The sequence below is a fragment of the Microbacterium sp. K41 genome (assembly GCF_004794395.1).
In the GTDB taxonomy this organism is placed as follows: domain Bacteria; phylum Actinomycetota; class Actinomycetes; order Actinomycetales; family Microbacteriaceae; genus Microbacterium; species Microbacterium sufflavum.
In genome coordinates, this window is record NZ_SSDO01000041.1 from 1 (window position 1) to 563 (window position 563).

Here is a 563-nt window from a genome sequence, read left to right on the forward strand (position 1 = left end):
CGATCGTCGCGGCGACCGCACCGTAGGCGGCCAGCAGGGCGGACACCAGGAGCACTCCGACCGCGAACCGGGCCCGCGCCGGCTCCACGGCGTCGGGGGCGCGGGCGATCGCGGTGAGCACGAACGAGGCCGCAGCGAACAGCACGCACGCGGGCAGCACGGCCGCGGCGAACGCGGTGCCGAGCAGGGAGCCGCCGCCGTCCGTCGTGACCGTGAAGCCGCCCACGCCGCACAGCAGCAGGGCGAAGTGGGCGATCGCGAGCCATACGGCCGCCTCCCGGTCGGGGGAGGAGCGTCGCCGCGCGACCCACAGGATCGTCGCGCCCGACCACAGCGCCAGCGCCAGCCAGACGATCCACAGGGCGGCCGTGAACGGAAGCGGCGTCCCGCGGTCCAGCTCCACGGCGCTCGACACCGCGAGGGCCGTGGACAGTGACGCGCCCGCCGCGAGCAGCGTTCGGGCGTGAAGCAGCACCGCCGCCCCCAGTACCCCGGCGACCGTGAGACCACCGGGCATCCACGCCACGCCCAGCAGGTCGAGCCACAGCCCGCGGTCGACCCCG

Annotated in this window: 1 protein-coding gene; it reads right to left on the reverse strand. The window is 76.2% G+C overall.

Annotated elements, in window-relative coordinates; translation table 11 throughout:
• A partial coding sequence (locus DW309_RS19155) for a hypothetical protein (RefSeq protein WP_205812570.1) occupies positions 1-563 on the reverse strand: 563 nt, incomplete at both ends.